This window comes from Brevundimonas sp. C43 (assembly GCF_030732185.1).
Taxonomy (GTDB): domain Bacteria; phylum Pseudomonadota; class Alphaproteobacteria; order Caulobacterales; family Caulobacteraceae; genus Brevundimonas; species Brevundimonas diminuta_C.
Window position 1 is genome coordinate 3,153,481 of record NZ_CP132231.1, and the last position, 18,833, is coordinate 3,172,313.

The window sequence follows — 18,833 nt, forward strand, 5'->3', positions numbered from 1 at the left end:
ATCAGCCCGCCAGAGCCGTCCCCACCACGGCCCTGGCCTCGGCCTGGACGGTCGCCAGGTGGTCGGGGCCGAGGAAGGATTCGGCGTAGATCTTGTAGACGTCCTCGGTGCCCGAGGGGCGGGCGGCGAACCAGGCGTCGGCGGTGACGACCTTCAGCCCGCCGATGGCCTCGCCGTTGCCGGGGGCCTTCGTCAGGATGTCGGTGATCGGCTGGTCGGCCAGGGTGGTCGCGGTCACGTCCGAGGGGCTGAGGGCGGCAAGCCGGGCCTTTTCGGTGCGATTGGCCGGAGCATCGACGCGGGCATAGGCGGGGGCGCCGTATCGGTCGGTCAGGCCGGCGTAGAGCTCGCTGGCGCTGCTTCCCGTGCAGGCCTGGATCTCGGCGGCCAGCAGGCACAGGAGGATGCCGTCCTTGTCGGTCGTCCAGACCGTGCCGTCGTGGCGCAGGAAGGAGGCCCCGGCCGATTCCTCGCCGCCGAAACCGACGGTTCCGTCCAAGAGGCCGGGCACGAAATGTTTGAAGCCGACGGGGACTTCCAGCAGGCGGCGACCCAGGCCGGAGACGACCCGGTCGATCATGGACGACGAGACGAGGGTCTTGCCCACCGCGACGTCCGCGCCCCAGCCGGGGCGGTTGTCGAACAGATAGGCTATGGCGGCGGCCAGGAAATGGTTGGGGTTCATCAGGCCCGCATCGGGGGTGACGATGCCGTGGCGATCCGCGTCGGCGTCGTTGCCGAAGGCGACGTCATAGGCCGAGCCGCCCTTCATCATGCCGATCAGACCGGCCATGGCGCTGGGCGAGGAGCAGTCCATACGGATCTTGCCGTCGGCGTCCAGCGGCATGAAGGCCCAGCGCGGATCGACGGCGTCATTGACGACGGTCAGGTTCAGTCGGTGGCGCTCAGTGATCTCGCCCCAATAGGCGACGGCCGCGCCGCCAAGCGGATCGGCGCCGATGCGGACGCCGGCGTTGCGGATGGCGTCCAGGTCCAGAACGCTGGGCAAATCGTCGATATAGGCGGCGAGGTAGTCGAACCGACCCGCCGCCGCATGCGCCTGGGCGAAGGGAATGCGGCGCACCTCGGTCAGGCCGCGTTCGATCAGCTGGTTGGCGCGCTCGGCGATGGCGGATGTGGCCTCGCCGCCGGCCGGGCCGCCGGAGGGGGGATTATATTTGATGCCGCCGTCGCGGGGCGGATTGTGCGACGGGGTGATCAGGACGCCGTCCGCCTGGCGGCTGTTAGACCGGTTGTGGGTCAGGATGGCGTGCGAAACGGCCGGCGTGGGGGTGAAGCCGTCGCGGGCGTCGATCAGCACCTCGACCCCGTTGGCGATCAGCACCTCCAGCGTCGTGCGGAAGGCGGGCTCCGACAGGCCGTGGGTGTCGCGACCGAGGAACAGCGGGCCATCAACGCCCTGGGCCGCGCGGTATTCGGCGATCGCCTGGGCGATGGCCAGGATGTGCGCCTGGTTGAAGGCGCCGTCCAGGCTGGATCCCCGGTGGCCCGAGGTGCCGAAGACGACCCGCTGCTGAGGATCGCCCATGTCGGGCCGGGTCGTCTCATAGGCGCCGAGCAGGGCGTCGAGATCGATCAGGTCTTCGGGGCGTGCGGTCGTGCCGGCGCGTTCATGCATCGTCAGTCAATCAATCGTTCTGAAGGGGCGCGGCGATCAGGCGCCGCTGAATGTGTCGCATGAGGCCGGATCGCCAGACTGATAGCCGCGCTGCAGCCATTCGACCCGTTGCGCAGAAGAGCCGTGGGTGAAGCTCTCGGGAGAGACGCGGCCGCCGCTGCGCCGTTGCAGGGTGTCGTCGCCGATGGCCTGAGCGGTCTTCATGCCTTCCTCGATGTCGCCGGGCTCAAGTGCGACCTGACCATTCGAGACGGCCGAGGCGTTCCGGGCCCAGACGCCGGCGTAGCAGTCGGCCTGAAGCTCCAGCGCCACAGAATACTGATTGGCTTCGGCCTGACCGGCGGCGCGCTGCTGGGCCTGGCGAACCTGATCCGAGGTGCCGGTCAGGGTCTGGACGTGATGGCCGAACTCGTGGGCGATGACATAGGCGCGGGCGAAGTCGGCGCCTGAGGCACCAAGCTGGTTTTCCATCTCCTGCCAGAAGCCGAGGTCCAGATAGACCGTCTTGTCGGTCGGGCAGTAGAAGGGACCCATGGCCGACTGACCATAGCCGCAGCCGGTGGGCGTGCCCTGTTCGTACAGGCGAACTTGGGGGGGCTGATACCCTTGCAGCTTCGTGGCCCAGACCTGATCGATATTGGTGCGGACGACATCGACGAACCGGCCAGCCTCATCTTCGGGCGTCCCGACCTTGCCCTGCTGCTCCGAAGCGCCGAGGCCGCCAAACTGGCTGGCGATTTGCGTTGTGGTCGAAGGATCAATCCCGAACACGAGGTAACCGATGATGGCCAGGACGCCCACGCCCAGGCCGCCGCCTGCAATGGCGCCGCCGCCCATGCCGCGTCGGTCCTCAATACGACCGCTCGTTTCTCCGCCCTTCCAACGCATCTCGTATCCCTCCGCCCGATCCTGGTTAAGCTAGGCAGGAACGCGGGTGCAAGGGAAGGGATGCGTCAGTTCGGACGCTTCATTGGGGGCGGGCAAGCCAGTTGTCGATCTGGCTCATGCCTTGGGCTGTCTGCTGGCGGCGTTCGGCGGCGGACTGGCGCAGGGTCCGCTCCTGCTCGGGGCTGTAGAGCGGGCGGGGCGGCAAGGACTGGCTGACGGTCGATTCGCGTGCGCCTTCGATGGCGCGCAGGCGAAGCTGGGTCTCGATCTGCTGTTGACGCGCCTGGTCCGCATTCGACTGCGCCTGTGAACGCAGGCGGTCGTTCTCATAGCGGTGCTGGTCGGCGATGGCGGCGGGGACGCCCCCCGGATAGGCGCCGTAGGTGCGGCCGGCCTGCGGATAGGTCTGGGCCAAGGCCGGCGTAGCGGCAGCGGCCAACAGGGCGGTCAGGGTCAGGAGCGATCGCATGGATACGATGTGGGGACGCGGGTCATCGTCGCCAAGCGGAGCCGCAACCCTTCGAGTTTCTGTGGGTTCATCCCGCCGAACCCCCCTCACGAACGGAGCATTCCTCATGGCCCAATCCCTTTCCGGCAAGACCGTCGCCATCCTGGCGACCGACGGCGTCGAGCTGGTCGAACTGAATGAACCGATGAAGGCGCTGAAGGATGCGGGCGCGGTGGTCGAGATCGTGTCGCTGAAGGCCGGCGAATTCCAGGGCTTCGACCATCTGACGCCGGGCGACAAGATCACGGCCGACAAGGCGGTGGCGGCGGTGGATGCCTCGACCTATTCCGCCCTGCTGTTGCCGGGCGGCGTCGCCAACCCGGACCTGCTGCGCGCGGACGAGGACGCAGTGAAGTTCGTTCGGGCCTTCTTCGACGCCGGCAAGCCGGTCGCCGCCATCTGTCACGCGCCCTGGCTGCTGATCGAGGCGGGCGTGGTCGAGGGGCGCACGATGACCTCATTCGAAAGCATCCGCACCGACCTGAAGAACGCCGGGGCCAATGTGGTCAATGAGGCGGTGGTGGTGGATCAGGGCCTGGTGACCAGCCGCTGCCCGGACGACATTCCCGCCTTCAACGCCAAGATGATCGAGGAATTCGCCGAAGGCCGCCACGAGGGCCAGGCCGCCGCTTAAAAAGGCCGCCGCCTAAGGCATCGCCCAGACGGAGGACCGCTTGATCTCCTGGTCCTCCAGCTCGCGCGACGTCGGGACGCGGTACTCGGCCAGAAAATCCAGGCCCGTGCGTGGGAAATAGGTGCGTCCCGGATCGCCGATCAGGACCCGCGTTCCCCTGGCGCGGGCCTGGGCCAGCCAAGACAGAACGGCGTCAGTCATTGGGCGCTCGTAGCAGATGTCGCCTGCGCAGATGACGTCCACATCCGGCGAGGCGGTGTCCAGCAGATTGGTCTGGGTGAAGTCCAGCGTCACGCCGTTCGCCGCCGCATTGGCGGCGACGGCGGCCTGACAGAAGGGATCGATGTCGGCGCACAGGACATGGGTCGCCCCAGCCTTCATCGCCGCCACGCCGACCAGGCCCGAACCGGCGGCGAAGTCCAAGACGCGCTTACCGGCGATCTCCTGCGGATGATCCAGCAGATACCGGCTCAGCGCCTGTCCGCCGGCCCAGGCGAAGGCCCAGAAGGGCGGCGGCACGCCCATTTCGCCCAGTTCTTCTTCCGTCAGCCGCCAGATTGGCGTGATCTCGTCGGCCAGCCACAAAGAGATCTCGGGCGCGTGCGGCACGGGCTGAAGCCGGGTGTTGTCACGGATGAAGGCGGCGGGATCGAGGACGGTCATTCCGGCTGGCACGTAACAGCCTTCAGCACGCTGGCATAGCCGGGCGCGACCTCCATGGCCTCGGCTTGCGGCTTCGTATGAATGGCGCGGTGCAGGCGCGGCAGCTTCCAGCAGGGCACATGCATGAACAGGTGGTGCTCGGCGTGAAAGTTGACCCAGTAGGGCGCGATGAAGGCGCGTTCCCACAGGCTGGCCCTGGTGGTGCGGGCGGCGCGAAAGGGATCGGTCGACGAACCCTCGACGCAGGCGTGTTCGGCAATGTTTCTCAGACGCGTCACCATCGGAAACCACGTCGCCATCGGCAGCAGCCACAACACGAAAAAGGCCCACCAAGCGCCGGCGGCGATGAAGCCCGCCAGCAGGACCACGTTGAAGGCGAGGAAGGGCAGGACGGATCGGCCCGTTACGATCGCCTCATAGTCATGGGCGCCATCATCTCGGGGGCTGCTCGAGCGCGCCTGGGCCAGCGGCAGCAGCACCCGCTGCTTGAAGAAGGTCTGGCCCGTCAGGTCGCGGACCAGCTTGCGGCGCAACGAGGCCGGGCTGACGGGAAAGGGCGCCGACAGCATCAGATCGGGATCCTCGGCCTGCTGGGCGAAGCGATGATGCGTCAGATGATAGGGGCGATAGGCCTTCAAGCTGGCGCCGATCGGCACGGCGCATAGCCAGTGGCCAAGAAAATCGTTCAGCCGGTTCGACCTCGACAGCCCGCCATGCGCCGCTTCGTGCATCAGAATGGCCAGACCCAGCTGACGCGTGCCGACGACCATGATGCACAGCGGGATCAGCCATGGCATCAGCACGCCAACGAGAACAGCCAGCGCGATCACGGCCCAGCAGTGGCCCACCAGCAGCGGGCCGACCCTGGCCGAGCGCATCTGAAACGGCGCCCATTCCTGAGGCGTGAACAGGGCCGACGGGGCGATGCGTGGGGCGGCGGACATGAGGCGAGTCTAGCCCCGTAAGCCCCTCCGGAAAAGCAACGGGAAAATGTTCGGCGCGCCTGACAAAAAGTCAGGTTGACATGACATTCGTCTGGTGTCAGGTTGTCCTTACAGAGGGAGACAAGACATGATGAAAGCATGGAATAGCGGCACACCGGCCTATCGACGCTATCTTATCCGCACGATGGCGTTCACAGCCCCATACGTCGCGATTTGCGTGGCGATGATGACCACAGACGCCTTCGATGATCTGATGGGCAAGCCGGCGGCCTGGATCTTGGCGGCGGCGGTGGCTGCGCCGGTGATCGGTCAGATCTGGGCGACCTTGGCGCTGATGCGCGAGAGCGACGAGTTCGTGCGCGGCGTCACCGCCAAACAGTTCATCGTCGCCGCAGGACTGGCGATGGCCGTCGCCGCCTTCTGGGGCTTCGGCGAGAGTTTCGCCGGGGCGCCGCATATGCAGACCTGGCTGATCGTGCCGGTGTTCTGGGCGCTTTATGGAGTCGTTTCGCCCTTCATCCGGAGCAGCCGATGAAGAACCGTCTGAAGCTTCTACGCGTCGAGCGCGGCTGGACCCAGGAACAGATGGGCCAGGCGCTGGGGGTCTCGCGCCAGGCGGTGATCGCCCTGGAGACCGAGCGGCACGATCCGTCACTGGACCTCGCTTACCGGATCGCCGCCGTGTTCGAGCGGCCGGTCGAAGAGATTTTCGAGAACCCGCACGCGGGCTGATCGAAAAGTCAGAATAACCTTACAATTGGAGACTGTGATGTCGAACTTCATTCGCCCTTGCCGGGGCGTCTTCGCCCCGTCGCGCCTTGCCGTCATCCTGGGCGTCGTAATCGCCTGCGCTGTGGCCAGCGATCAGGCCCGCGCCCAAGCCGCGCCCCCTGTGGCGTCCGCCGCCGCGCCCTTCACCTCCGACCGGCTTTCGGTCGAGGTGGTGGGCCAAGGCCCTGACGTGATCCTGATCCCCGGACTGGCGTCTTCGCGTGAAGTGTGGCGCGCGACAGCGGATCGGCTGAAGGCGACGCACCGCGTGCATCTGGTGCAGTTGGCAGGATTCGCCGGCGAACCCTGGACGCACGGCGACGGCGCCTTCGTCCAGCCCGAGGTGGATGAACTGGCGCGCTACATCCGCCAGGCGCGGCTGGATCGGCCCGCGGTGATCGGCCATTCGATGGGCGGTCTGAGCGGACTTCTGCTGGCGCAACAGCAGCCGAATCTGGTCGGGCGGGTGATGACCGTCGACTCGCTGCCCTTCTACAGCGCCATGTTCGGCCCGACCGCGACGGCAGAGAGCGCAAAGCCTTTCGCGGATCAGGCGGCCAGCATGATCCTGTCAGCGGACACGTCGAGCTACCGCACCCAGCAGGAGGCGACGGCGCAGGGCCTGTCGCGCACCCCGTCGGAACAGGCGCGGATCGTGGCGTGGTCGCTGGCGACCGACCGCCATGCAATGGCCTCGGCGATGAAGGATGTGATGACCACCGATGCGCGGCCGGGGCTGGCGGACATGACGACGCCGGTGACGGCGCTTTACGCCGCCGATGCAGACGGCGGGGCGCCGGCGGCGATGGCCGATGCGATGTGGACGCGAGAGTATGCGGCCTTGCCCGGCGTGACCCTGATCCGCGTCGATGGCTCGCGACACTTCATCATGGCCGATCAGCCCGAGCGGTTCGCCGCACTGATCGACGCGTTTCTGGCGAAGTGAGCCTTGAAGATCCTCCCCCGGAAACGGGGGAGGATTGGTTCAGCCGTTCTTCGGCGTCACATCGCCGGCCTTGACCGGGGCGCCGTCGAACTGGTCGGCGTAGGCGGGTTTGAGCAGGGCGCGGAAGACGCTCTGCGGCAGGGCGATCCAGTAGGGGCCGTCCGAATAGGGGCCGATCTGGTACGGCCCCATCAGGAAGGTCACGCCGCCCGCCTTGCCCGGCGTCGCGCCCGGCGTCAGCACGAACGGGGTCGAGACGGCCTTGGGGCAGGTCCACATCTTGCCGTCCAGGGTCGCGGCCTCCGAGCCCGGCGAGCGGGCCTGTTTGGCGGCGTTGGCGGCGGCGCACAGGGCCTTGTCCAGAACCGACAGGTCGGCGCCCGGCCGGAACAGGTCGCCGAAGCCCAGCCGCTTGTTGGTCGTCTTGTCCCAGATCACGGCGTCGAAGCTGGTGTTGGGATGGGCGCCGCCGGTGAACTCGAAATCGGTTCGGGCCAGGCTGACCAGCTTGCCGGTCTCGGCGCCGGGCGCGAAGGCGATGGTCTTTTCATAAGGATTCGGGCCGCCGCCGGCCTCGCTGAGATCGGCCTGGGCGCCTTCCTCGAACTGCTTCAGGTCGCGCACGGTGTCGGCATAGAGGGCGGCGTGCAGGGCGGGCGTGGTCTTGATCGCCTGCGGCAGGGTCAGTTTGACGGCGGCATAGGGTGTCTTGCTGTCATAGCCGACGGGGGTATTCGACACGGCCGGCGCAGCGACTGGAGCCGGCGCGGCCGGCGTCTGGACCTTGTCTTCCTTGCGCTGGCAGGCGGCCAGAGACGCGCAAAGCGTGACGGCGACAGCGGCGGACAACAGCAGGGTGCGGGCGGTGCGCGACATGGGAAACTCCATCATCGGGGGATCACAGGGAGATCGAGCCAAGAGCGATGGCGGCCAGCAGGATGACGCCGGCCTCGCGATTGGACTTGAACAGTTTCAGCGCCAGGGCACCGTCGTTGCGGTCCAGCCGGATGACCTGACACGCCAGGTGGACGGCGTAGATCACCAGGCAGAGCCCGAAAAGCGGCCCAAGTCCCGCGGCGAGGCCGGTCAGGGCGGCCAGGATTACGGTCAGACCATAGAAGACCGCCACACCCGGCCGCACGGCCGAGGCCAGGCGACGGGCCGAGGATTTCACCCCGATCATGGCGTCGTCCTCGATGTCCTGAAGCGCATAGAGGGTGTCGTAGCCCAGCGTCCAGAAGACGCCGCCGATCCACAGCAGGACGGCGGGAAGATAGGCCTGCCACGCCAGGGCGATCGCATGGTCGCTGCTGCCGGCGGGTGACCACAGGAATGGCCGGAACTCGCCGGCGAGATCGGCGGGCAGCACCAAGGCGGCAGCCGCCAGCGGCAGGGCGGCGGCGAACCCCATCAGGGCGCCCCAGTTGAAGGTCAGGCCCAGCCAGGCCTGGGGCCACCAGGTGATCCGCTTCATGAAGGGATAGGCCGCGACCAGCACCAGCGACCCGACGCCCAGCCCGATGGCGACGGTCGGCAGAGTCAACAGGATCAAAAGGCTGCTCAGGCTGCATCCCACCACGAAGGCCCAGGCCTGTTTGACACTGATCCGGCCCGACGGAATGGGGCGCTGGGCCGTGCGGGCGACCTGAGCGTCGAAATCCCGATCGACGATATCGTTGAAGGCGCACCCCGCCGCTCGCATCAGACAAGCGCCGATGCCGAAACCAATAAACACCCACAGATCATAGAGATCTGGCGCCTGCCGATACTGCGCCAAAGCCAGGGCGATCCCCTGCCAGCCGGGCAGCAGCAACAGCCAGATGCCGATGGGCCGGTCGAACCGACCCAGCTTCAACCACGGCTTCAGCCCCTCCGGCGCATGCCGATCGACCCAGTTGGCGCCGGCGTCGGGGAGGGGAGCGAAAGTCATGCGGCTGACTTAGCGCGAAGGGGACGAGGGGTGAAGGCGTCGCCCCCCGTTTCGAAGGATGGCGCATGAAAAAGGGGCTGGTGGATCAGCCCCTTTCCACGCTGATCGGTGCGACCGTCAGTCCTGATAGACGTCGCCGGAGCCGGAGACGGTGCTATTCAGGTTGGCGGGGCGGGTGGCCAGGGCCACGTCGCCGGAGCCGGCGATGGCGACCTTGACGTCGCCGGTCGGGGCGATGCGGGCGTCGCCGGAGCCGGCGATGTCCACCCAGGCGTCGCGGGTCGCCAGGTCGCCCAGGGACGCATCGCCCGAGCCGGCGATGTCCAGCTTCAGCTCGTCGGTGCGGCCCGAGGCGGTGACCTCGGCCGAGCCGGCGATATCGACCGTCAGCGACGGCTGGTCATAGCCGGTGATCTGAAGATCGCCCGAGCCCTTGGTGTTGAAGCGGTTCACCCTGGGCGCGGTGATGACGACCTTCAGTTCGTCGCGCTCGGACCGGGCGGAGAAGTTGCCGTTGCTCCAGCCGAACACGACCCGTTCGTCGCCGTCGCCAAGATCGAGGCGGCCGTCGACCAGACGGACCCGGTCGGTCAGACCCTTGGGTCCGGTGATGACGACGGTGTTGGCGTCGCCCTGGACATAGTCGACGTCGATGCTGGAATCGACGGTCAGGGTCTCGCCACCGGTCCAGGCGAGGGTGCGTGTGGTGAGGGGACCGAGGTCGTCGGTCCCGCCGCCCTTGACCCGCTCGAAGCGGATGGTCTCGCCGTCCTGGTCCTTGATGGTCCAGGCCCAGCCGTGGCGCTGAAGGTCGTGGCCGCCGATCGCCAGCGCGCCGCCGACGGTGACCAGGCACAGCACCAGGGCGGCGCCGGCGATGATGAACAGGGTGCGGATCATGCCAAAGCTCCCGAGGTCGAGGTGGATTGAACGCTGGTCGGCTCAAGCGCCGGCTTCAGCAGGCGGTAGTGCAGGCGAGCGAACCAGACGACGCCATTGACCAGCCAGATGGTGAAGATGGTCAGCAGGGCGCCGATGAAGACGGCGCCGGCCATCAGGCCCAGCCCCATCAGGATCGCCGCAAACGGCCCGCCGGGGAAGCCGGCGAAGGGGCCCGCGACCATGATCACGCCGCCGCCTATGAACAGGCCGATGGCGGCGAGGAAGAAGCCGAATACGGTCCCGATCACGCCCATCAGCAGGGGTAGCAGGATCAGGATGTCCAGCGCCCCCAGGCCCAGGACCGCAAAGACGGCGCCGGCGGCGGCGGAGGGGTTCTTCTCCTGATGCCAGCGTTGGATGCCGGCTTCCGCTTTCAGTTCGCGAGCTAGGCGGACCGGATCGCCGAGCGCGGAGGCGACCTCGGCCTCGGTGCGGCCGGCGGCGATGCCGTCGTCGAAGTGGGTCTGATAGTCGGCTATGATGTCGTTGGCGGTCGTGGTCGGCAGGCCGACGAGGCCTTCCTTCAGACGATCGATGAATTCGGCGCGCGTCATTGAGCGGCTCCCTGATCGGCGTCGTTCGCCACGATGGCGTCGACGGCCTTGGTGAAGGCGGACCATTCGGCAGTCTGGGCGGCGAGGGCCCCCCGGCCCGCTTCGGTCAGTCGGTAGTATTTGCGTGACGGCCCGGCGGAGGATTCGACCAGATAGGTCTCGACCTGTCCTTCGGACTGCATGCGGCGCATCAGGGGGTAGATCGTGCCTTCCCCCATATCGATCGCGTCCGACAGACGGCTGGCGATCTCGTAGGCGTAGCTGTCCGCCCGGTTCAGAAGGGCCAGGACGCAAAGTCCCAACACGCCCTTCTTCAGCTGTATCTCGATAGTTTCTGGCACCTCGGCTCTCCCGTTGATGACCATTGACTACGACAAGGTATCTTGTGACGCAAGGTAGCTATCGAAACATGACAGCGATTTAATCGAGGCCGGCTGAAGGCGGCTTTGCGGCCTGAGCGCCGTTGATCGCTTGGCAAGCCGAAAGCGATCCGATAGGTGACCGAGAACGCCGGGCGTGGGAATCGCGCCAGCGTGATCTCTTGCGAGCCATTCGCAAGTATCTGCTGCATAACGGTTTTATGGGGAAGTCTCATATGGGGATGGGCAAGCGAGCCCAAGGGACGTTGAAGAAGGCCGCGACTTGCGCGTCCTCCATCGTTCTGGGCGCCGGACTGGCGATGTTCGCTGCGGCGCCGACGTGGGCGCAGGACCTGATGGGTCAGCCGACCCCGGGCGGCATCACGCTGCAACCGGCGGCGTCGCCGCTGAAGCATGATGCGCACTTCTTCCACGACGTGATCCTGATGCCGATCATCACGGCCATCACCCTGCTGGTGCTGGGCCTGCTGGCGTGGATCGTGTTCCGCTACAACAAGAAGGCCAATCCGACGCCCGCGCGCTGGAGCCACAACACCACGATCGAGATCATCTGGACGGTGCTGCCGGTGCTGATCCTGGTCTTCATCTCGCTGTTCTCGTTCCGCCTGCTGTTCGCCTATCACGACATGCCGTCGCCGGACGTGACGGTGAAGGTGACCGGCAACCAGTGGAACTGGGCCTATGAATATCCGGACCAGGGCGTCGCGGAATACATCTCCAACATGCTCCCGGAAGAGGAAGCCAAGGCCAAGGGCGTGCCCTATCGCCTGGCCGCGACCGAGCCGATGGTCGTGCCGGTCGGCAAGACGGTGCAACTGGTCATTACCGCCTCGGACGTCATCCACGCCGTCGCCCTGCCGGCGTTCGGCCTGAAGACCGACGCCGTTCCCGGCCGCATCAACACCACCTGGTTCAAGGCCGAGCGCACCGGTGTCTTCTATGGCCAGTGCTCGGAACTGTGCGGCGTCGACCACGCCTTCATGCCGCTGGAAATCCGGGTCGTGACCCAGGCCCAGTTCGAACAGTGGATCGCCTCCAAGGGCGGCTCGATGACGCCGAAGGTCGCCGCGCCCGCCGCAGCCGCCGCACCGGCCGCAGCCGCGCCTGCGCCCGCCGCCGACGCTGCGACCCCGGTCGCCGCCCCCGTCGGCGCCACCGCCGACCAACCCGTTCCCGCCGCGGCGTCCGCCGCGCCGGCCGCCCAGTAAGAGGCGAACAGAGACACATGGCTGACGCTACCGTAACCCGCGACGCGACCCACATCGGTCACGCTCACGACGATCACCATCACGACCACAAGCTGGGCTTCTTCACCCGCTGGTTCCTGTCCACCAACCACAAGGACATCGGCACCCTGTATCTGATGTTCGCCATCATGGCGGGCATCGTGGGCGGCGCCCTGTCGGGTCTGATCCGCTGGGAACTGGCCGAGCCGGGCATCCAGATCTTCAAGGAAGGCTCGTCGATCCAGCTGCTGGGTCTCGTGGAGCAGTCCAAGCACGGCTACAACGCCGTCGTCACGGCCCACGCCCTGATCATGATCTTCTTCATGGTCATGCCCGCCATGATCGGCGGCTTCGGCAACTGGTTCGTGCCGATCATGATCGGCGCGCCGGACATGGCCTTCCCGCGCATGAACAACATTTCGTTCTGGCTGCTGGTCGCCGCCTGGTGCCTGCTGATCCTGTCGATGTTCACCGACGGCGGACCGGGCAAGGGCTTCGGCGGAGGCTGGACGGCCTATCCGCCGCTGTCGACCACGGGCCACGTCGGCCCCGCTTTCGACCTGGCCATCTTCGCCCTGCACGTCGCGGGCGCCAGCTCGATCCTGGGCGCCATCAACTTCATCACCACCATCCTGAACATGCGTGCGCCGGGCATGACGCTTCACCGGATGCCGCTGTTCGCCTGGTCGGTGCTGATCACCGCCTTCCTGCTGTTGCTGTCGCTGCCCGTGCTGGCCGGCGCCATCACCATGCTGCTGACGGACCGCAACTTCCACACCCACTTCTTCGATCCCGCCGGCGGCGGCGACCCGATCATGTACCAGCACCTGTTCTGGTTCTTCGGTCACCCGGAAGTGTATATCCTGATCCTGCCGGGCTTCGGCATCATCAGCCACATCGTCTCGACCTTCAGCCGCAAGCCGGTGTTCGGATATCTGGCCATGGCCTACGCCATGGTGGCCATCGGCTTCGTCGGCTTCATCGTGTGGGCGCACCACATGTACACGGTCGGCATGAGCATCAATCTGCGCGCCTATTTCATCGCCGCCACCATGATCATCGCGGTGCCGACGGGCGTGAAGATCTTCAGCTGGATCGCCACCATGTGGGGCGGGTCCATCAGCTTCAAGACGCCCATGCTTTGGGCGATCGGCTTCATCTTCCTGTTCACCGTCGGCGGCGTGACCGGCGTGGTCCTGTCGAACGCCGGCATCGATTACAGCCTGCACGACACCTACTATGTCGTGGCGCACTTCCACTATGTGCTGTCGCTGGGCGCCGTCTTCGCCATCTTCGCGGGCTTCTACTACTGGTTCGAGAAGATGTTCGGGGTGAAGTACAATGAGTTCCTGGGCGCGACCCACTTCTGGATCATGTTCGTGGGCGTGAACCTGGTGTTCTTCCCGCAGCACTTCCTGGGTCTGCAGGGTATGCCGCGTCGCTACATCGACTATCCGGAAGCCTTCACCCTGTGGAACCACGTCTCGTCGATCGGCTATGCCGTCACCGTCGTCGGCGTGATCGTCTTCCTGATCATGCTGGTCGAAGCGGCGATCCGTCGTCGTCCGGGCGTCGCCAACCCGTGGGGCGAAGGCGCCACGACCCTGGAGTGGACCCTGTCCTCGCCGCCCCCGGCCCACCAGTTCAACGAACTGCCGGTCATCAAGGCGGAAGAGCACTAAGCCTTTCCAGAGATATGAAATCGAAGGCCGCTCTTTCCGTCGGAAGGGGCGGCCTTCTTCATTTGGGTATGCTATGCGGCCCTCACCGATGACCGAAGTTCAGACCCGCCCCGCCATCTCGACCGCCCAGCCGGAGGATTTCTTCCAGCTGCTGAAGCCGCGCGTGATGTCGCTGGTGGTGTTCACCGCCGCGACCGGGCTGATCGTCGCGCCCGGATCGGTCAATCCGCTGGTCGCGGCCATCGCCATCCTGTGCATCGCCGTGGGCGCCGGGGCGGCCGGGGCGCTGAACATGGCGCTGGAAGGCGAGACCGACGCCCTGATGCGGCGCACGCGCGGCCGGCCGGTCGCTGCGGGACGCGTCCGCAAGAACGACGCCATGGCCTTCGGCGTCATCCTGAGCCTGTTTTCGGTCATGCTGCTGGGGATGAATGCGAACTGGCTGGCGGCGGGTCTGCTGGCCATGACCATCGTCTATTACGCCGGCTTCTACACCCTGCTGCTAAAGCGCCGGACGCCCCAGAACATCGTCATCGGCGGGGCGGCGGGCGCCTTTCCGCCCGTGATTGGCTGGGCGGCGGCGACGGGCCATGCGCCGTGGCAGGCGTGGCTGCTGTTTCTGATCATCTTCCTGTGGACCCCGCCGCACAGCTGGGCGCTGGCGCTGTATTCGGCCGGCGACTACGCCAAGGCGGGCATTCCGATGATGCCGGTGGCGCGCGGGGCCAAGTCCACGCGGTTGCAGATCCTGCTCTACACCCTGGTCTTCGTGCCGGTCGCGATCGCCCCGGCCTTCGCGGACCTGGGCGGGATCGTCTATCTGGTCGTGTCGGTCGCGGGCGGCCTGGGCTTCCTCGGCCTTGCGGTGCGTCTCTATCGCTCGCGCGCGGGTGACGAGCCGGACAAGGCCGAGGCCGTGGGACGCGAAGCCGCATTGTATGACGTCAAGGTCCAGGCCAAACCGGCGCGGGACCTGTTCGCCTTTTCCATCCTCTATCTGATGGCGCTGTTCTCGGCGCTGCTGGTCGAGGCTCTGTCCGGTCTGGGAGCGTAAAACCATGCGTCTGACGCCTGAGGAACTTCGCGCGCGCAAGCGTCGCAACGTCTGGATCGCCTCGGCGCTGGTGGCCTTCATCGTGCTGGTGTTCGCCACCACGGTGCTGCGCCTGCAACAGAACCAGGCGGCCGAGCGGGCGCTGGCCACGGCGGTGGAGACGTCCCAGCCATGAAGGCGGGCCGCAAGAATCTGATCGCCATCATCTGCGTCTTCGGCGTGATGGGCATGACCGGGGCGGCGTTTGCGGCGGTGCCGCTCTATCGGATGTTCTGTCAGGTGACGGGCTTCGGCGGCACGACGATGAAGGCCGACAAGGCCTCCGACACGGTGCTGGACGAGACGGTGATGGTGCGGTTCGACACCAATGTGCGTGGCGTGCCGATGACCTTCCGCGCAGAGCAGTCGACTCAGCGGGTGCGGATCGGCGAAACGGGGCTGGCCTATTTCGACGTGACCAACACCTCGGACAAGCCGATCCAGGTGCGCGCCAGCTACAATGTCTCGCCCGAGCAGACGGGGCCGTATTTCCAGAAGCTGCAATGCTTCTGCTTCACCGACCAGACGCTGGCGGCAGGCGAGACGCGCCAGTTCCCGGTCCAGTATTTCATCGCCCCCGAACTGGCCACGGACCGTGAGGCCAAGGGCGCGCGCGACATTACCCTGAGCTACACCTTCTATCCGTCCGTGGACGCCCCCAAAGCCTGATGGCCAAGCCGGGCGTGGACTTTCCCGGCGTCGGCTGCGGCCTGGTGATCCAGCGCGCCGACGGGCGGGTCTTGCTGTGCAAACGGCTGAAGGCGCCCGAGGCCGGGTTCTGGAACATCGTCGGCGGCAAGGTCGACCTGATGGAACGCTCCATCGACGCCGCGCGCCGCGAGGCCGAGGAGGAGAGCGGCCTGACGATCGGCGCGGTCGATTTCCTGTGCCTGGCCGAAGAGATCATTCCCGCCGACGGCCAGCATTGGGTGTCGCTGATCTATGTCACCCGGGACTTCGCCGGCGAGCCGACGCTGACCGAGCCGGACAAGCTGTCGGAGATCGGCTGGTTCGCGCTGGACGACCTGCCCCAGCCGCTGTCGGCCTTTTCGGTCAAGGCGTTCGCGGCGATGAACGTCTGATCGCGCGGCGCCGTTCGCGTCGGCGCGCGTTTCCTCTCCAGGTGCACGCTGCACGCGGAGACGGAGACGGGATTTGCGCGGTCTGGATTTCACCAACTGGCACAGTCTGCTGCTGACCCTGGTCGGATTGGCGCTCGTGACGCTGATCGGCATGGGCATCCGGCTGGTGATGATGTTCACCATCCAGCAGCGGCGCGAGCGGATGAACCGCCAGATCAACGAACGGCTGAAGACCCTGATCGCCGCCTACAAGGTTCTGGGCGGGTCGTTCACCGGCGACCTGACCGTCGATCCGACGCACAAGCGCGACCTGAGCCGCCGTAACCTTTCGCAAGGCGAGGCGGGACTGGATCTGAGCGCCGAGGCGACGGCGGGGTCGGAGCGGACCCGGCGGATCCGCGACGCGGTCGAGGCCAGTCTGGCGGATATCATTCTGCTGGGCACCGAGGAGCAGGTGCGGCTGGCGCAGCAGGCGGCGCGCGAACTGGTCGCCGGGCGGCCGGTGCGGACGCATGATCTGGTCGTTTCGCTGCGCGACTTCATCCGCCACGCGCTGGACCTGGCGCCCGTGCCGACCGGACCGGACATGCCCTTGCAAGGCCCGACGCGCCCGTCCTCGAACGGAGGCCGCGGCTCAGGCGCCGGTGCTACGGGCGGCCGTGGCGGGGGCGGGGGCGGCATGGGCGGCGGGATGGGCGCTGGCGTGGGGGGAGGGGGAATGGGCATGGGCGGCACCTTGGCCGACAGTGCGGACGACCCCGTCGATCCCATGGCCCGCAGGGGCTGAGCCCCGTCCGCATGCCCGAACAAGGCGGAAAGACGGCGTGGCTCTGGCGTCGGGGAAAATCGAACGCTATAGCCGCTATAACAACCGACTCTGGCCGACGAAGAGACGCGATTCATGGCTGACGCCCACGCCACTCCGCAGCACGACTACCACTTGGTGGCGCCCAGCCCCTGGCCGCTGGTGTCCTCGGTCGCTGCGACCATCATGTTCATCGGCGCGGTGATCTGGATGAAGGGCCTGGCCCCTGCAGACGGCGGCCCGATCGCCGCCAACTTCCTGGCCGAAGGCAAGCCGGGCGTCTTCTTCGCCGGTCTGGCGGGCGTGCTGATCTCGGCGTTCTGCTGGTGGGCGGACGTCATCAAGGAATCCAAGGCCGGCGACCATACGCCGGTCGTGTCGCTGGGCCTGCGCTACGGCATGATCCTGTTCATCGCGTCGGAGGTGATGTTCTTCGTCGCCTTCTTCTGGATGTTCTTCGACATGGCCCTGTTCCATGAATCGCGGGCCCTGACGCCGGAAGTCGGCACCTGGGCCGATACCGCCAAGGCCTGGTCGACCTGGCCGCCGAAGGGCGTCGAGGTCCTGTCGCCGTGGCAACTGCCGCTGCTGAACACCGTGACCCTGCTGCTCTCAGGCTGCACCGTCACCTGGGCCCACCACGCGATCCAGGTCGGCGACCGCAAGGGCGCCAAGATCGCCCTGATCATCACCGTGGCCCTGGGCGTGCTGTTCACCTGCGTCCAGGCCTATGAGTACAACCACATCCTGCACGAGAAGCTGTTCTTCAACGAAGAGGCCGTGAACTCGGGCCTGTACGGCTCGATCTTCTTCATGGCGACGGGCTTCCACGGCTTCCACGTCCTGATCGGCACCATCTTCCTGGCGGTCTGCCTGATCCGCCTGCTGAAGGGCGACTTCACCCCGCAGAAGCATTTCGGCTTCGAGGCGGCCGCCTGGTACTGGCACTTCGTGGACGTGGTCTGGCTGTTCCTGTTCGCCTTCGTCTATGTCGTCTTCGGTTGATCCAAGACGGTCCTGAAGACATCGCAGCGGCGCGGGACGAGCCATCGTTCCGCGCCGTGGTCGTTTCCGATACGCCGGTTCGCTGGGCGCTTTGGGGGCGTTGTCCCCGGTGCGGCCAGGGCGCGCTGTTCGCAGGCTTTCTGAAGGTGGCGCCCGGCTGCACGGCCTGCGGTCTGAACTATTCCACCATCCAGACGGGCGACGGCCCCGCCAGCTTCATCATGCAGATCGCCGGCTTCATCGTCGGCTTTTCGGCCCTGTTCGTCGAAATCAAATACCATCCGCCCATGTGGGTGCATCTGATCGTCTGGCTGCCGCTGGTGGTCGCCCTGTCGCTGGCCCTGATGCGGCCGGGGCGGGGACTGATGATCGGGCTGCAATATCGGAACCAGCGATGAAGCGTTTCCCGTGGATCCTGACCGTGCTGACGGTGCTGGGCCTGATCCTGCTGATCGGGCTGGGCGTGTGGCAGGTCGAGCGTCTGAAGTGGAAGGAAGGGCTGATCGCGGCGGCCGATGCGGCGGCGGCGAAACCACCCGCGCCGCTGGAGCAGGTGTTGGCGGAAGGGGATCTGGAGTTCAGGAAGGCGTTGATCGTCTGTCCCGGCCTGGCCAGCGCGCCCTTCGTCGAGCTTCAGAGCATCCATGACGGCGAGGCCGGGGTGCGGCTGATCTCGGCGTGCAAGCCGGCGGGCGCGGATTTCACCCTGCTGGTCGATCGCGGCTTCGTCGGCGACGGCGTGACGGCGCGTCCGCGCGTGGTCGAAACCACCCTGCCGCTCGTCATGGTCGGAGAGTTCCGCACCTTCGACAAGCCGGGCGCCATGAGCCCTGCGCCGCGCGACGGCCGCTTCTACGCGCGCGACACGGCGGAGATGGCCAGGGCGCTGAACGTCTCCGGGCCGGTGCGACCCGAGGCCGTGTTCGCCATCACCGCCGTCAATCCCGAGTTCCCGGCGCTAAGGCCGTCCGCGCCGCCTGCGGCCTTTTCCAACAATCATTTCGGTTACGCCCTGACGTGGTTCGGACTGGCGATCGCGCTTGCGGGTTTCTATGTGGCCCTGCTTCGCCGTCGCATCAAGAAAGACGGTCCTCAAGCAGCCGCGCCTCGCGTGCGCGGCGATAGGAAAGACTAAAGTCCT

General features: G+C 66.7%; 24 protein-coding genes. 14 read left to right on the forward strand and 10 right to left on the reverse strand.

Features of this window, described 5'->3' with window-relative positions; all coding sequences use genetic code 11:
- Window position 1: 1 nt before the first annotated feature.
- The 3 genes from pgm to Q9R14_RS15815 form a co-directional block, all read right to left on the reverse strand.
- Window positions 2-1,639 carry a phosphoglucomutase (alpha-D-glucose-1,6-bisphosphate-dependent) gene (gene pgm, locus Q9R14_RS15805; protein WP_306002999.1) on the reverse strand — a complete coding sequence of 546 codons (1,638 nt, stop codon included), beginning with the start codon at window positions 1,637-1,639 and terminating at the stop codon, window positions 2-4.
- Window positions 1,640-1,675: 36 nt separating this feature from the next.
- Complete coding sequence (locus Q9R14_RS15810) at window positions 1,676-2,527, reverse strand: neutral zinc metallopeptidase (protein WP_306003000.1); 852 nt, start codon at window positions 2,525-2,527, stop codon at window positions 1,676-1,678.
- A gap of 79 nt (window positions 2,528-2,606) precedes the next feature.
- A complete protein-coding gene (locus tag Q9R14_RS15815) occupies window positions 2,607-2,996 on the reverse strand; it encodes a hypothetical protein (RefSeq protein WP_306003001.1) in 390 nt (129 codons plus the stop codon).
- A 106-nt stretch (window positions 2,997-3,102) separates the two neighbouring features.
- On the opposite strand from Q9R14_RS15815, the gene Q9R14_RS15820 reads away from it, so the two are divergent.
- On the forward strand, window positions 3,103-3,669 hold the full coding sequence (locus tag Q9R14_RS15820) for a type 1 glutamine amidotransferase domain-containing protein (protein WP_306003002.1): 567 nt from the start codon (window positions 3,103-3,105) through the stop codon (window positions 3,667-3,669).
- Window positions 3,670-3,681: 12 nt separating this feature from the next.
- Here the strand turns inward: Q9R14_RS15820 and Q9R14_RS15825 are convergent, their stop codons facing one another.
- Complete coding sequence (locus Q9R14_RS15825) at window positions 3,682-4,332, reverse strand: methyltransferase (RefSeq protein WP_306003003.1); 651 nt, start codon at window positions 4,330-4,332, stop codon at window positions 3,682-3,684.
- Window positions 4,329-5,276, reverse strand: coding sequence for a fatty acid desaturase family protein (locus Q9R14_RS15830; protein WP_306003004.1), 948 nt, complete (start codon window positions 5,274-5,276; stop codon window positions 4,329-4,331). Before Q9R14_RS15830 ends, Q9R14_RS15825 begins: the two co-directional genes overlap by 4 nt.
- A 127-nt stretch (window positions 5,277-5,403) precedes the next feature.
- Between Q9R14_RS15830 and Q9R14_RS15835 the strand changes: the two genes are divergently transcribed.
- Genes Q9R14_RS15835 through Q9R14_RS15845 form a run of 3 tightly spaced genes read left to right on the forward strand, consistent with a single transcriptional unit; the run spans window position 5,404 to window position 6,993 of the window.
- Window positions 5,404-5,811, forward strand: coding sequence for a hypothetical protein (locus Q9R14_RS15835; RefSeq protein WP_306003005.1), 408 nt, complete (start codon window positions 5,404-5,406; stop codon window positions 5,809-5,811).
- A complete protein-coding gene (locus Q9R14_RS15840) occupies window positions 5,808-6,008 on the forward strand; it encodes a helix-turn-helix transcriptional regulator (RefSeq protein ID WP_039244155.1) in 201 nt (66 codons plus the stop codon). Before Q9R14_RS15835 ends, Q9R14_RS15840 begins: the two co-directional genes overlap by 4 nt.
- A 37-nt stretch (window positions 6,009-6,045) precedes the next feature.
- The gene (locus Q9R14_RS15845) at window positions 6,046-6,993 is read left to right on the forward strand and encodes an alpha/beta hydrolase (RefSeq protein ID WP_306003006.1); all 948 of its coding nucleotides are present in this window, start codon (window positions 6,046-6,048) and stop codon (window positions 6,991-6,993) included.
- A 39-nt stretch (window positions 6,994-7,032) separates the two neighbouring features.
- Here Q9R14_RS15845 and Q9R14_RS15850 read toward each other — a convergent pair whose 3' ends face one another.
- The 5 genes from Q9R14_RS15850 to Q9R14_RS15870 form a co-directional block, all read right to left on the reverse strand.
- Window positions 7,033-7,869 carry a DUF3298 domain-containing protein gene (locus Q9R14_RS15850; RefSeq protein WP_306003007.1) on the reverse strand — a complete coding sequence of 279 codons (837 nt, stop codon included), beginning with the start codon at window positions 7,867-7,869 and terminating at the stop codon, window positions 7,033-7,035.
- Between the two features lie 22 nt (window positions 7,870-7,891).
- The gene (locus Q9R14_RS15855) at window positions 7,892-8,923 is read right to left on the reverse strand and encodes a UbiA family prenyltransferase (protein WP_306003008.1); all 1,032 of its coding nucleotides are present in this window, start codon (window positions 8,921-8,923) and stop codon (window positions 7,892-7,894) included.
- Window positions 8,924-9,040: 117 nt separating this feature from the next.
- Window positions 9,041-9,823 (reverse strand): GIN domain-containing protein, encoded by a 783-nt coding sequence (locus tag Q9R14_RS15860; protein WP_306003009.1) that lies wholly within the window; start codon window positions 9,821-9,823, stop codon window positions 9,041-9,043.
- The gene (locus Q9R14_RS15865) at window positions 9,820-10,419 is read right to left on the reverse strand and encodes a DUF1700 domain-containing protein (RefSeq protein WP_306003010.1); all 600 of its coding nucleotides are present in this window, start codon (window positions 10,417-10,419) and stop codon (window positions 9,820-9,822) included. The genes Q9R14_RS15860 and Q9R14_RS15865 overlap by 4 nt, the downstream gene beginning before the upstream one ends.
- Window positions 10,416-10,760: a PadR family transcriptional regulator gene (locus Q9R14_RS15870; protein ID WP_039244893.1), complete on the reverse strand. Its 345-nt coding sequence runs from the start codon at window positions 10,758-10,760 to the stop codon at window positions 10,416-10,418. The genes Q9R14_RS15865 and Q9R14_RS15870 overlap by 4 nt, the downstream gene beginning before the upstream one ends.
- Window positions 10,761-11,014: 254 nt before the next feature.
- Here Q9R14_RS15870 and coxB point away from each other — a divergent pair, with 254 nt between their 5' ends.
- The 10 genes from coxB (at window position 11,015) to Q9R14_RS15920 (ending at window position 18,827) form a co-directional block, all read left to right on the forward strand.
- Complete coding sequence (gene coxB / locus Q9R14_RS15875) at window positions 11,015-12,007, forward strand: cytochrome c oxidase subunit II (RefSeq protein WP_371929735.1); 993 nt, start codon at window positions 11,015-11,017, stop codon at window positions 12,005-12,007.
- A gap of 17 nt (window positions 12,008-12,024) precedes the next feature.
- Entirely contained in the window at window positions 12,025-13,707 is a 1,683-nt protein-coding gene (gene ctaD, locus Q9R14_RS15880; protein WP_017505719.1) for a cytochrome c oxidase subunit I, read from the forward strand.
- An 88-nt stretch (window positions 13,708-13,795) separates the two neighbouring features.
- Window positions 13,796-14,761: a heme o synthase gene (gene cyoE, locus Q9R14_RS15885; RefSeq protein WP_306003011.1), complete on the forward strand. Its 966-nt coding sequence runs from the start codon at window positions 13,796-13,798 to the stop codon at window positions 14,759-14,761.
- 4 nt (window positions 14,762-14,765) lie between these two features.
- Complete coding sequence (locus tag Q9R14_RS15890; RefSeq protein ID WP_017505721.1) at window positions 14,766-14,936, forward strand: hypothetical protein; 171 nt, start codon at window positions 14,766-14,768, stop codon at window positions 14,934-14,936.
- On the forward strand, window positions 14,933-15,469 hold the full coding sequence (locus Q9R14_RS15895; RefSeq protein WP_017505722.1) for a cytochrome c oxidase assembly protein: 537 nt from the start codon (window positions 14,933-14,935) through the stop codon (window positions 15,467-15,469). The genes Q9R14_RS15890 and Q9R14_RS15895 overlap by 4 nt, the downstream gene beginning before the upstream one ends.
- A complete protein-coding gene (locus Q9R14_RS15900) occupies window positions 15,469-15,882 on the forward strand; it encodes an NUDIX domain-containing protein (RefSeq protein WP_306003012.1) in 414 nt (137 codons plus the stop codon). The genes Q9R14_RS15895 and Q9R14_RS15900 overlap by 1 nt, the downstream gene beginning before the upstream one ends.
- 73 nt (window positions 15,883-15,955) lie before the next feature.
- Window positions 15,956-16,669 carry a hypothetical protein gene (locus Q9R14_RS15905; protein WP_306003013.1) on the forward strand — a complete coding sequence of 238 codons (714 nt, stop codon included), beginning with the start codon at window positions 15,956-15,958 and terminating at the stop codon, window positions 16,667-16,669.
- 114 nt (window positions 16,670-16,783) lie between these two features.
- Window positions 16,784-17,692 (forward strand): cytochrome c oxidase subunit 3, encoded by a 909-nt coding sequence (locus tag Q9R14_RS15910; protein WP_055806286.1) that lies wholly within the window; start codon window positions 16,784-16,786, stop codon window positions 17,690-17,692.
- The gene (locus Q9R14_RS15915) at window positions 17,689-18,090 is read left to right on the forward strand and encodes a DUF983 domain-containing protein (protein WP_306003014.1); all 402 of its coding nucleotides are present in this window, start codon (window positions 17,689-17,691) and stop codon (window positions 18,088-18,090) included. Before Q9R14_RS15910 ends, Q9R14_RS15915 begins: the two co-directional genes overlap by 4 nt.
- Entirely contained in the window at window positions 18,087-18,827 is a 741-nt protein-coding gene (locus Q9R14_RS15920) for an SURF1 family protein (protein ID WP_306003015.1), read from the forward strand. The genes Q9R14_RS15915 and Q9R14_RS15920 overlap by 4 nt, the downstream gene beginning before the upstream one ends.
- Window positions 18,828-18,833: the final 6 nt, after the last annotated feature.

Bases quoted from the DNA above. Each gene is read 5' to 3' on its own strand.
- pgm (WP_306002999.1), bottom strand. From the start codon at position 1,639: ATGCATGAACGCGCCGGCACGACCGCACGCCCCGAAGACCTGATCGAT.
- Q9R14_RS15810 (WP_306003000.1), bottom strand. From the start codon at position 2,527: ATGCGTTGGAAGGGCGGAGAAACGAGCGGTCGTATTGAGGACCGACGC.
- Q9R14_RS15815 (WP_306003001.1), bottom strand. From the start codon at position 2,996: ATGCGATCGCTCCTGACCCTGACCGCCCTGTTGGCCGCTGCCGCTACG.
- Q9R14_RS15820 (WP_306003002.1), top strand. From the start codon at position 3,103: ATGGCCCAATCCCTTTCCGGCAAGACCGTCGCCATCCTGGCGACCGAC.
- Q9R14_RS15825 (WP_306003003.1), bottom strand. From the start codon at position 4,332: ATGACCGTCCTCGATCCCGCCGCCTTCATCCGTGACAACACCCGGCTT.
- Q9R14_RS15830 (WP_306003004.1), bottom strand. From the start codon at position 5,276: ATGTCCGCCGCCCCACGCATCGCCCCGTCGGCCCTGTTCACGCCTCAG.
- Q9R14_RS15835 (WP_306003005.1), top strand. From the start codon at position 5,404: ATGATGAAAGCATGGAATAGCGGCACACCGGCCTATCGACGCTATCTT.
- Q9R14_RS15840 (WP_039244155.1), top strand. From the start codon at position 5,808: ATGAAGAACCGTCTGAAGCTTCTACGCGTCGAGCGCGGCTGGACCCAG.
- Q9R14_RS15845 (WP_306003006.1), top strand. From the start codon at position 6,046: ATGTCGAACTTCATTCGCCCTTGCCGGGGCGTCTTCGCCCCGTCGCGC.
- Q9R14_RS15850 (WP_306003007.1), bottom strand. From the start codon at position 7,869: ATGTCGCGCACCGCCCGCACCCTGCTGTTGTCCGCCGCTGTCGCCGTC.
- Q9R14_RS15855 (WP_306003008.1), bottom strand. From the start codon at position 8,923: ATGACTTTCGCTCCCCTCCCCGACGCCGGCGCCAACTGGGTCGATCGG.
- Q9R14_RS15860 (WP_306003009.1), bottom strand. From the start codon at position 9,823: ATGATCCGCACCCTGTTCATCATCGCCGGCGCCGCCCTGGTGCTGTGC.
- Q9R14_RS15865 (WP_306003010.1), bottom strand. From the start codon at position 10,419: ATGACGCGCGCCGAATTCATCGATCGTCTGAAGGAAGGCCTCGTCGGC.
- coxB (WP_371929735.1), top strand. From the start codon at position 11,015: ATGGGGATGGGCAAGCGAGCCCAAGGGACGTTGAAGAAGGCCGCGACT.
- ctaD (WP_017505719.1), top strand. From the start codon at position 12,025: ATGGCTGACGCTACCGTAACCCGCGACGCGACCCACATCGGTCACGCT.
- cyoE (WP_306003011.1), top strand. From the start codon at position 13,796: ATGACCGAAGTTCAGACCCGCCCCGCCATCTCGACCGCCCAGCCGGAG.
- Q9R14_RS15890 (WP_017505721.1), top strand. From the start codon at position 14,766: ATGCGTCTGACGCCTGAGGAACTTCGCGCGCGCAAGCGTCGCAACGTC.
- Q9R14_RS15895 (WP_017505722.1), top strand. From the start codon at position 14,933: ATGAAGGCGGGCCGCAAGAATCTGATCGCCATCATCTGCGTCTTCGGC.
- Q9R14_RS15900 (WP_306003012.1), top strand. From the start codon at position 15,469: ATGGCCAAGCCGGGCGTGGACTTTCCCGGCGTCGGCTGCGGCCTGGTG.
- Q9R14_RS15910 (WP_055806286.1), top strand. From the start codon at position 16,784: ATGGCTGACGCCCACGCCACTCCGCAGCACGACTACCACTTGGTGGCG.
- Q9R14_RS15920 (WP_306003015.1), top strand. From the start codon at position 18,087: ATGAAGCGTTTCCCGTGGATCCTGACCGTGCTGACGGTGCTGGGCCTG.